Here is a 12212-nt window from a genome sequence, read left to right as displayed (position 1 = left end):
GGGCATCGTCCAGACGCTTTAACAATACCAGACCAACGCCTTCGCCACCAACGGTACCTTTTGCTTTTGCATCAAACGCTCGACAATGACCATCTGGCGAACTAATCATTCCTTCCTGATACAGGTAGCCTTCTTTGTTCGCTCGCATTGAAACCCCTCCAGCCAGGGCCATATCACAATCACCGCTGAGCAATGACTGGACAGCCATATGAGTGGCAACCAGCGAGGTCGAACAGGCCGTTTGAATATTTACCGCGGGACCTGTTAGGTTCAGTTTGTTAGCCACTCGTGACATAAAGAACTCTCTGTCACTGAGTGTCGCGAGGTCATAAATATCAGAGCCTATCCCAGAGTTTTGCTGGAATATTTGCTGCATCCATAGCAAATTATTACTTGCACCACCGAAGATCCCTATCTTTCTATTGTGTTGATCACCACCATACCCAGCATTGTCCAACGCTTCCCAAGCACACTCATGCAAAAGCCTCAATTGTGGGTCAATAAGTTCTGCTTCTCTGTTTTTATAGTCAAATAAAGCAGCATCAAACTCTAAGCTGCGATCGAGTATTCCCCGGGCGGCGATGTAGTTAGGATCGTTAATGCTTGAATCGGGAACACCAAAGTCACTTAGCTGCTGAGCATCAAAGAAACTTATCCCTTCGATCCCCTCCTTGAGATTATGCCAGAACATACTCACGTTTTCAGCTTTGGGAAAACTCCCAGCCATACCAACAATCGCGATATCACGTGTTCCTGATGCGTCATGGCTATTTTTTGCTTTTTGTTTTTGCTCTGGCTCAGGCTCCTTTTGCGACTGAGCGATTAACGTAACTAAGCTGTTAATCGTTGGATTAGCAAATATATCTACAGCACTTATCTTAGGGTAAATGGTGCCTTTTATCTTATTGGTTAATTGAACTGCATTAAGTGAAGTACCACCAATTTCGAAGAAATTATCGTCCAGCCCTATTTGTTCAACCCCCAGCACATCCTGCCATAAAGCATGGACATCCTTAGCTAACTTATTTGCCACCAATGGTGCTTCATTGTTCTTACTTTCAATAGTAAGCTCCTGATTCATTAATGCCTTGCGATCTATTTTATCAGATGCAGTCATAGGTAGTGTCTGCACTAACTGAATGATACTTGGCACCATAAATTCAGGGAGCTTTTTCTTAAGGTGCTCTCGTAATCTTAACCTGAACTGAGCCTGATCAGAGAAGTCACATTCGTCTTTGGCAATAACAAAAGCTACTATTTTCTTATCGCCATTGTTCATTGACTTTGCGACAACCGCCCCCTGGTCAACCAATGGACAATTCAACATTTGGACTTCGATCTCTCCAAGTTCGACACGAAGACCACTAATTTTTACCTGATTATCAATGCGTCCAACAAACTCAATGTTGCCATCGGTTAAATATTTCACCCAATCCCCGGTTCGATACACTGTTTCTGTTGGATTAAAAGGATGCTCCACAAAACCAGCCTTTGTTGCATCAGGCTTGTTTAAATAGCCCCGCGCTAAGCCTTTACCACCAATTAATAATTCTCCTGCAACCCCTATCGGTGCCAATTGCCCTTGCTGATTAACAACATAGTGAGTCACGTTATCGATTGGAAAGCCAATGGGCGTATTTTTTGATTTTAAAACGCTATCAGATTTATGATCTTGTACAGAGTAGAATGTGCAAGCAATGGTCGCTTCAGTAGGGCCATAGCCATTATATATGTTAAGCCCAGGTACTAACGATTTGATCTCTTCTAAAAGCGCTTGATCGATAGGCTCCAAGCCTACAATCATGACTTTTAACTGCAGTGTCCGCTTACCTTCAACCAGCCAATTTCTAAATTCTTTTAGGAAAAATGGTGGAACATAGGTTGCAGTGATGTTCTCACGCAATAAGTATTCAAAAAAGACATCAGGCTCTGTACGTTGTTCATTCCGAAGAATATGTAAGCTTCCTCCATGAAGTAAAGGTACAAACCACTCAGATATTGCGTAATCAAAGATATAGTTTGTCCAGGAAGTGTAGCGTCCACCCTCTGGTTGATTGATCATCGACTTGATAGCTTGTAAATAATTACAAATATTTCGATGTTCTACCATCACCCCTTTGGGTTGCCCAGTGGAACCTGAAGTATAAATTACATAGGCTAAGTCACTGCCTTTGATGTCTAGATCCAGGTTTTCAGTCGAACTCAGCTTCAGCGCAGCGGCTTGTTCTGGTGCTTCAACATTGATGATTTGACCTGAAACTTGTGACAGCGCAGTTTGACCAACCTTATCTGTTAATAGCAAAGGAGGGTTTGTATCCGAAACGATATAATCGACTCGTTCAGCAGGAAAGTCAGGGTCAATTGGCACAAAAGCCGCACCTAACTTTGTCACGGCAATAGCTGCAACGAGAGCATTAACATCTCTTGCGAAACATAATCCAATTAATTGATGTTGCACCACACCGTATTCATTGAGGATATAGTTTGCTAGTTGATTGGCCTTAGTATTAATTTCATTATATGTGTATTGATTTGCTCCGACTGTTACAGCAAGGTGCTCTGGATAGTCTGTGACACTGTTTTGCAGTAGTGCAACCAATGAGTCTGGGCTCTGAAATTGGCATTGGGTATTGTTCCATCCTGCAAGCAGTTTTTGCTCTGCTTCAGACACAACGGGCAGGGCGAGTATGTTTGCCTTAGGATCTTTAACTATTGCGGATAATAGTGTGTTGAAGCTCGCAGAAAAACGCTCAATAAAGGCATCATCAAACAACCCGGTATTGTATTCCCAGATAATTTCAACGTTGCCATCACGTTCATGTACCGCAACGCCCAGCTCAAATTTAGCGACCTGGTTTTCTTGCTCCAACTCCTCGGCAACAACATCAGGCAGCACTAAATCTACCTGCTCATTGTTGTTAAGCGTGAACATAATTTGGAAAATTGGCGAGTGGCTATTGCTTCTTGCGGGGTTTAACTTTTCAACGACCAGTTCAAATGGAATATGCTGGTGATTGAACCCTTCCATAATGCGTTGCGCATTAGCAGCTAAATACTCTTCGAAACTCATTTCATTATTAACATGTGAGCGCAACGCCACAGTATTAACAAAGAAGCCCACCAGATTTTCGATACCCGCAATATCCCTGTTGGCAACTGGAACACCAATCACAACATCATCGCTGTTTGACCATCGAGCAACAAGCAAAGCGAAAGCACTTTCCAATAACATAAACAAGGATACATTGTGCTGTTGCGAACATTGATGGAGCTGAGTAGCCAGTTCAGTACCTGTTTGACTATGATAATGCCTGCCAACAAATTGCTGACGCTCAGGCCGCGGCGCTATCATTGGTAGAGAGTGAAAGGAGGGGCTCCCCTTTAATGTGTCATACCAATAGCTTAATGACGCATTAAATTGCTTTTGCTGTAGCATGTTTTGCTGCCAAACTGAATAATCTGCATATTGCAGCTCTAACTCTGGTAAAGCAACATGGGGGTCGGCATAAAGCGCATTTAGCTCCTTAATAAAAACCGCTGATGACCAACCATCTGTTGCAATATGATGCATCACAAAGATCAGTACATGCTCATCTTTTGCCAACTCAACTAAAGACGCTTTAAATGGTAACTCATGGGCTAAATCAAAGCGGTGCATGCCACCTTGATCCAGCATGTTTTTAATATAACTGTTTTTTTCTTCGCTGTTGTCTAACTTCTCTTTCGCTAAGACAAACTCATTTGCTGGTGATATTGCAAGGTAGGGGCCACTCTCCGTTTTCTTTATTTTGGTGCGTAAACTGTGGTGCCTTTCCAGCAATTTTGCTAAAGCACTTTCCAGTCGTTCAATATTGAGTGCGCCTTTTAACTTCAATCCAACGACCAGATTGTATATGCCTCCACTATTTTGCTGCACTCCCTCCGTGTGCATAAGCTGTTCCAGAACCCATAATTTCTGCTGAGAAAATGATAAGGGAATTTGCTCGGGTAATTGCTGCTTATTAAGTTCAATTTTTTTGCTTTGCGGTGCCCCCCCTGACTCATCCCTTAAAACTTCGATGTTCGCTGCCAGTCCTCTGATTGTTGGCGCTTCGAACAGCTGCTGCAGAGATACTGTGACAGATAACTCGTCACTAATACATGCAATCAAGCGAGCTGCCAGAAGACTATGTCCTCCTGAGACAAAAAAGTTATCATCAATCGATGGAGACTCGATATTTAAAAGGTTCTTCCATATACCTTCTACCGCCTTTTCTGTGGCTGTTGTCGCTTGCGCGCCATTACCTAAGGTCGCGATGTGATCAGCTGGATCAGGCAAAGCCCTTATATCCAATTTACCATTTGTCGTCAGTGAAAATTGTGCAACCGGTATAAACACTGCAGGCACCATAAACTGAGGCAATCGTGCACTTAGTTGTTGTTGTAATTGTCCGCATCGTTCATCGTTCCATGAAACCTCGGTATTTCCCACAAAGTAGCACACTAAGCTTGAATTATTGTGCTTATTGACAACCACTACATTTTCTTTGATATCCGGCAAAGACTGAACCTGTGTTTGAATTTCACTTAGCTCAATTCGATAGCCTCGAAGCTTTATTTGATCGTCTGTTCTTCCCACATATTGAATGACGCCGCTTTTGTTCCAGCGCACCAGATCGCCCGATTTATAAAAGCGTAGCGCGCTATCCTGATCGTCTACACAAAACTTTTCAGCAGTCAGTTCATCGCGATTTAGGTATCCATTAGACACGCCTGTACCACCTATCCATAGTTCACCCACAGCGCCAATAGGCACTTTCTGGCCGACACTGTCCACAACCTTACAGATGTACCCTGGAAGAGGTCTGCCAATGTTAGGGGGAGTTCCTTTTTCAACAAGGGCAAAAGTGGTATCAACTGTACATTCTGTAGGGCCATATAAATTTAACGCCCGACGGTTGTTCTGCTCACAAACCTGTACGATTTTGTTCCATAAATCTGTCGATATCGGCTCACCACCAAGCGCCAGGTTTGGCAAGTTGCACAGCGCCTCTTTGCTGCCCAAGTCCAGTAACGCTTCTAACTGAGAAGGAGTACAGTCATAAATGTCTATTGCGTGATGGCCAAAAGTATTTAGCAGCTGCTCAGGCTGTTTACGTACATCATCACTTAACACATAAAGAGTGATACCCCTAGACAATAAACTTATCGCTTTAAGTGAAGAGTCAAAAGCATATGATGCGTTCCATGCCCAGGAAGTAAAACGGCTAAACTGTTGAGTACAAATCTGCAACAGCCCTTCGCGCAAATTGTTCAAATTTCCATGGTTAACCATCACCCCTTTGGGTAACCCTGTCGAGCCAGAGGTATAGATGATATAGGCCAACTGTGTAGGTGCAATCATGACTTCTGGCGCAGCCTTTACACTCGATATTTGCTGCTGGGTCTGTTGGCAATCCAGATAAACCGCGACGGCTTCAGTTAGCAACGATTGGTTACTCTGGTGACTGATTACTAGCTTGGCTTCTGAGTCGGCTAAGATATATGCTACCCGCTCCTGTGGGTAGTCAACATCAATGGGCACGTAAGCTGCGCCAGCTTGCCAAACTGCATAGATGGCGGTAATTGCGTCGATACCACGCGGCAACAACAAAGCGATCCTGTCTCCTGGCTGCACACCTAAGCCAATAAGGTACGAAGCAAGTCGCTCTACTCTGAGCGCAAATTCACCGTAGTTTATTTCACTATCTTCAAATGCCACTGCAATTTGTTGTGGCTTGTGCTTTGCAATGTCTGACAAACACGCTGGCGTCACCCTGTCACTGTGTGCAAAATCTTGAAAGTCTGCGGTTCCCCACTTGTCTAATAAAACTAATTCCTGTGAGGCCAGTAAAGGTAACGCCCCGATTGACTGAGAAGGATCAGCTATCACCCCATCAATCAAGGTAATAAACCTTTGGCTTAACTGTTCAATCGTAGCGCTGTCGAACAGAGTCGGATTAAATAACCAACGCAGGGTTAATTGCCCATTATTGATAGCAGTCAGCTGTAATTCAAATTTTGCAGCATGACTATCTGTATCAATTTCTTCCACATCCAGGCCATTGAGCTGCACTGGTAAATCGGTGTTTTCCAACAATGAAAACATGATTTGGAACAGAGGGCTGTAACTCAGGCTACGAGTAGGATTTAACGCTTCGACCACCATATCAAATGGAATATTCTGATGGTTAAACGCTTCCAGAAGGTTATCTCTATTTCGCTCAAAAAGTGCTGCAAACGTCTCAGACAAATTAACTTGGGTTCTCGTAGCGATGGTATTAACAAAAAAACCAATCAAATTATCTAAATCATGATGCTGTCTGCCAGCAACAGGCACCCCCATCACAACATCATCTTGCTGTCCAAACTTGGCCAATAAAACTGAAAAGAGACTTTGTAAAACCACGAATAAAGTGGTGTCGGCCTGATTAGCTAGTTTTTGCAATTCAGCTTTGCGCTCAGCACCTAACTCAAAAATCAGCGCCTGTCCCTCGTAATTGGCCTTGACCGGGCGAGGATGATCGAGTGGCAAGCTATGTAGCTCTGGGGCTCCCGATAAGTAGTCGGTCCAAAAGTTTATACCAGACTTAGCTTCAGCGGTTTCTAGCCATTGCTTTTGCCAACTCGCAAAATCGGCATACTGGACAGGTAAAGACGACAGTTTTGGCTGCGTGTTTAATGTCAGAGAATTGTACAACTCAGCGAACTCACTAACTAAGTTTTTAACCGACCAGTCATCACAAATAATGTGGTGTAAGTTAAATACCAAGACAAACTCGGAATCAGAACATTGAAGTACATGCGTTCTAAACAGATTCCCTTGCGCTAAGTCGAACGAAAACTGCGTTTCCTGTCGAATAAAGTCGATTACCTTAGAGTCAGTCTGTTCATGAGATTGCCAATCAATCATTTTAAAAGCGGGCTCATCAACAGGCTTTATCCGTTGATACGGCTGACCCTCTTTTTCAATAAAATGCGTTCGTAGAATTTCATGGCGCTCAAGCAACACCTTAAGTGCGCTTCGGCATGCATCAATATTGAACTCTCCCTTAAGTGACAGGGTACCCAGCATATTGTACTGACTATTCCCTTTTGCAAGGCTGTCAATAAACCATAGCCGACTTTGACCGAAAGAAGTACAAGCATCAAACTCCTCATCCGGTTTACGTGTATCTAACGTGGGGAGCGCTTTTACTTTCTTATTGGCATTATTCTCTAGGTAGGTCAGTAGCGCTTGCTTATTTTCTTTCAACAAGGATGCAAGTGACGGATCTAACTTTACTCCTTTGAACTGGACCTTCAATTGGCCAGCTTCTGCCCAAAGATACACATTTGCCTCAACACAGGCTTTTAAAATTTGTTCAATACGCATATTTTTCACTCGGAAATTTGATTCTTGTTTTGTTGTGAACGGGCGCTCAAGCTTTGCTCGGTATTACTATTAAACTCGCTAACAATAACGGTCATATCGCTAAAGCTATCACTCGCTAAGCTGTAGGAACGAGCCATCATGCTTGCAGGACGCGGTGACAGCTGCTTTGATACGGATTCAGGTATTCCCCTATGAACTTCGACAAACCTTACTTGTAGCGCACCATCAGCAGGAATTTGAAATTCAAACTTCGCTCCGGTTTCTGGTAGCCCGAAGTACTGCCAATGTGACCAGCTTTGAGTTAGCGAGGCGATCTGTGCAGCTGCCTGGTTTATATTGTCCAGACTTTCCCCATTAAATTTAACTGACTTGAGTTGCTCCGGAGATTTTATAAAAATATTAAGCTTTTCCAGTTGAGATTTAGGCTTGAGAGTAAAACTAATGACTTGTGTATCATCCGTTAGCTGCGTACTAAACTCATGCATTGTAACAGGCTCTATCGCCGCATTTGGCGCTGCGACTGCAAACATCCCTTTGTCCACTATTGGGTAAATGCGCTGTGCATTAGAACTTTGCTCAACTTTCTGTTGCTGTTCTTTGCCGAATACGGTTTCAGTCCACCTATCAAGCTCGACATCTAGAGATGCCCACTCCGTGGTATTCGCAACTGTATCAACAAAATAGAACAGTTCATTTGGCTTTTTAACCGTCTCATTAAACTGGTGACCATTCAGTACAACAACTAACAATACGATCCCTGATACACCGCTAACCATGGCAGGAAGGCTTTTTAACCGATCCATGGCAGTGTTAATTAATGGAACCAGCAACCCTGTAACCAGCACGACAAATAGCATTGCGATGCCAGGCACCAAATGACCTACAGCGGTAAAGACAAGCAGTGCATAACTGCTCCACCAGTAAATAGCCAGTGCAGCCCCGGCAAAAATGGCGATACTTTGCATGTCTGAATTTAGTTTATGCGTTAGTAAGCGCCCAATATTCAAACACAGCAAACTGATCAACAGCGGCCAGACAAATATATGCGCCATCATAGGGATCAGTAAGGTGAACACGACACTTAAAACAAACCAAAACCCAAGGTAACCCGCAAAAAGTTCATTAACACCGTAGGGTACTTTCCTGCTCTTACCAAACACCTTTAGATATAGAAACATTGCCAAGATTGCTAAAACCAGTAAGACCATACTTGGCAATAACGTACTTTCAAAAGCTGACAGAGCAATGATGATACCGATAAATATCGCAACCTTAGGAAAGCTTACCCCATTAACGAGCAGACGAATAAATACAAGCTGGAAGGCAAGACATATTAACGCTAACCCCAAGAAGATTTCTCGGCTTTCTGATAGCAATTGAAAAAAGCTCTCCTCTCCTGCGAAGTATGCATTTAAGCCACCACCCAATAGCGTATTTAGACCATTGGCCAGCATCAATATCAAAACGAGCTGTAGCAACACAATAATAGCTGACCAAGCCATTCCCCAGACTTTAAGTTCCTCGTGTTTTTTTAGTGAATACATGTAGCTGACGAAAAGGGTTGCTGTCACAAGTAGCAGCAACAGCCCAACCCATTGTGGATAATCAACAAACCAACTAGGAGTTGCATTGAAAAACACGCGATCCCCCTCAGCCTCTAAGGGTAACGCTGTATTACCAAAGTATTCAGTCAAAGACAAAGCATAAGTTGCAGCGTGCAGTAAACTATCTTCACCTACGTTTTCCGCACTATCAGACATTACATGGTAGTGATAAAATCCATCACTGTAGGCCAAATTAAGACCTGGCACACCATGCTCCAGCGACACACTCATATCACTATAATTTCCCATTATTTGATAGAGCGAGTAATAGAAGGAATCCGCTAAAGGAAAAGGCGAAGCATCCGCAAATGCAGCAACAATTGCATCATTATTTGAGCTGGTTTCAAACATTCTTAACGGTCCATTACTACCTCGCGCTTCGAAGTTAACCGTTAGACCGATTGTCTTTGCCAATGGATGGCGTTCCATAAACGCTGAGATCCCCAATCCACCCTGCTCTTCGGCATCAGTCAGCAGCACTATGACATCATTTTTTACACCGCCTTGTTCCATAACAATACGCATGGTCTCTAAAATCGTCGCTACGGCAAGGCCATTATCATTTGCACCATGTGAATGGGAAAAAGAGTCATAATGGGCCATCAACACTAACGCCTTACCTAAAGGCTCGGAGCCTCGAAATACGCCGATCACGTTTTCTACCTGTGCAAAGTATTGATTACCAAATGCCAGCTTCTGAATATCAGCCTGCTGAACACTCGCGTCAGCACCCAACTTTTGTAATTCACTAACCAGATAATCACGCACTATTTTGATATTTTTGGATCCGGTTGGGTGTGGTTCCTTCGCAATGACTTCTAAATGTTTGCGAACGTTCTGAGTCGAATAATTATATTGTTCTATATACTCACGGCTATCATCAACGGGCACGGAATAGAAGCCCGACGCTAGCCATATAAAAATACATGAAAGCCCCGTTACCAGAGCAAATCGTAATAAGTAATTCACAGTCCATATCCTATTACAGGTATTGTTATTATCCAGAGTGAATTTATCTCCACTCTGAGTCGTTATTTCTCGTTCTGTTGTTGTGTCTCTGAGTGTTAAATCACCAGCTCATTGAGATCCTGCATATCTTGGTTTTCACCGGTAACTTGGCTTAATAACGCTTGTTCCTCAACTCGCTGCGACAGGAAAGCCGCCTGCTCAGCCAAAGTTCTGGTCGTGAATAGATCTTTCACTGCTATTTCGAACTGAAATTGATGCTTGATTTCAGTAACCAACTTCATTAACAGCAATGACTGCCCACCACGCATGAAGAAATCATCTTTAAGACTTAAGGTGTCAATATCCACATCCAGCACTTGTGCCCAGATAGCTGCTAACTCCAGTTCAATTGCAGATTCAGGAGCCTGCCATTCAACATAAGATTTAATTTCAGGTGTAGGTAACGCTTTTTTATCTACTTTACCATTAGTCGTCAGTGGCACAGATTCGATGACATTGTAGGTCGCAGGCTGCATGTAAGGAGGTAATACACCTTTCAGATAAGCCTGACACTGAGCTATCATCTGTTCTTTTTGACCGGCTTCTAAAACAATATATGCTGCTAAAAAGTCACTATTTTGCGTGCTTTTTACCAACGCAACCGCATCATTCACCCCTTCTACATTCATTAGTGCCGAAGATATCTCTTCTAATTCAATTCGATATCCCCTTACCTTAACCTGCTCATCAATCCGGCCAATAAATTCCAACCTTTGTAAGGCATCAAACCGCACCAGATCACCTGTGCGATACACTCTGCCAACATCCCCCTTAAATAAGCTGCTGGTAAATTTCTCCTCACTGGCTTGTGGCATGCCCAAATACCCTTCTGCCAGATTGGGGCCGCCAAGACAAAGTTCACCAACCACTCCTGGAGGACAGAGTGTGCCGTCTTCTGCAACCACATAAACACACTTTCCGGGCACTGGGTAGCCTATCGGAATCACACCTGATTCATTGCCGTTGAGCTCGTAATAGGTCGATGTTACCGTCGCTTCTGTAGGTCCATATGCATTGATCAAGCGACAATGACTCCACAATTTATATTTATCCCAAGCGTCAGCAATACTTCGTGTAAAGCTCTCTCCTCCCAAAGAAATCGCTTTTAGTTCGCATTGTTCCATTCGCTCACCCAAAGATCCTGCGCTTACTAAGGTATTAAAATATGAGGGTGTAAAGTCAGCAAAGTTAATCCTTTGCTCACGCAAATAGTGCCACACTTCCTGCACACTCATCTCTTTGGGCTCAACAATACACAGCTTTCCACCAAAGCTAAGGCTAACAAATATCTGCTCTACAGACGTATCAAAGTTCACGGTAGCAACTTGTAACACGCGATCGCCAGGCTGGATCCCTAGTATTTTTCCCCATTCCATAATGTGCGCAGCTATCGCCTTATGATTGACTTTAACACCTTTTGGATTACCCGTAGATCCTGACGTATATATTACATAAGCGAGCTGCTGTGAAACTTTAGCATCATCAATTGGCGGTGCCGTGACTGGCAGTCGTTCTGCTTCCTCACCAAAACCGCGACTATCGATACACAGTAGTTTCTCCCCATTAGTCGGCAGCTTTTTGGCCCCCGCCTCGGTTGTCACAACAACTTGCGCACCAGAATTTTGCAGCAAATAAAGCAATCTGTCATCCGGCAAATCCAAATCTAGCGGTGTATAGGCTGCTCCTGTTTTTAAAATTGCCACAATCGCTACGACCATATCTACTGAGCGTGGTAACGCAACGCCTATTACATCCCCCGCTTCACACCCCCTACTCAACAATGCGTGTGCAAGTTGGTTCGCTTTTTCATCCATTGCTTTGTAAGTTAAAGATTGCTTTTCGAAACATACAGCTATTTGTTCTGGGAATAACTCAACTTGTTGCTGATACGCCTGCAACAGATGTTCCACGCCTGATATCACTTCTGACTTACCTGACCATTTTTCTAACAACAAAGCTTCCTGCTCTTTTGACATGTAAGTCAGTGACGCTAAGTTTGAACTCGGAGCTTGCAAAGTGCTTGTGATCAGCTGCGCAAAATTGTCAGCTACACGTGTAATGGTTTGCGCTTCAAACAGAGCCCGGCTATATGTCCAGCTAAGCTCCAGCCCATCGGCAAGCTCCGTTACTGTTAACTCCAAATCATACTTCACATTATCATCGTGATTTGGTACCTCATTAACGACGAGTCCATCAAGCTCGATATG

The 12212-nt window shown here is 43.6% G+C and carries 3 protein-coding genes; all 3 read right to left on the bottom strand.

The genetic code is table 11. The features are described from left to right. Positions 1–7393: non-ribosomal peptide synthetase (locus CEX98_RS22345; protein WP_143484398.1), on the bottom strand; the 7393-nt coding region annotated here is incomplete at its 3' end. Positions 7394–7398: 5 nt separating this feature from the next. Beyond that, positions 7399–9966: a M28 family peptidase gene (locus CEX98_RS22340; protein ID WP_172439842.1), complete on the bottom strand. Its 2568-nt coding sequence runs from the start codon at positions 9964–9966 to the stop codon at positions 7399–7401. Positions 9967–10061: 95 nt separating this feature from the next. Beyond that, the coding region (locus CEX98_RS22335) for a non-ribosomal peptide synthetase (protein WP_143484397.1) at positions 10062–12212 on the bottom strand (2151 nt) is incomplete at its 5' end.

The organism is Pseudoalteromonas piscicida (assembly GCF_002744175.1).
Taxonomy (GTDB): Bacteria; Pseudomonadota; Gammaproteobacteria; order Enterobacterales; family Alteromonadaceae; genus Pseudoalteromonas; species Pseudoalteromonas piscicida_B.
Note: the sequence above shows the minus strand (reverse complement) of the source record. Positions and strands in the feature narration are given on the sequence as shown.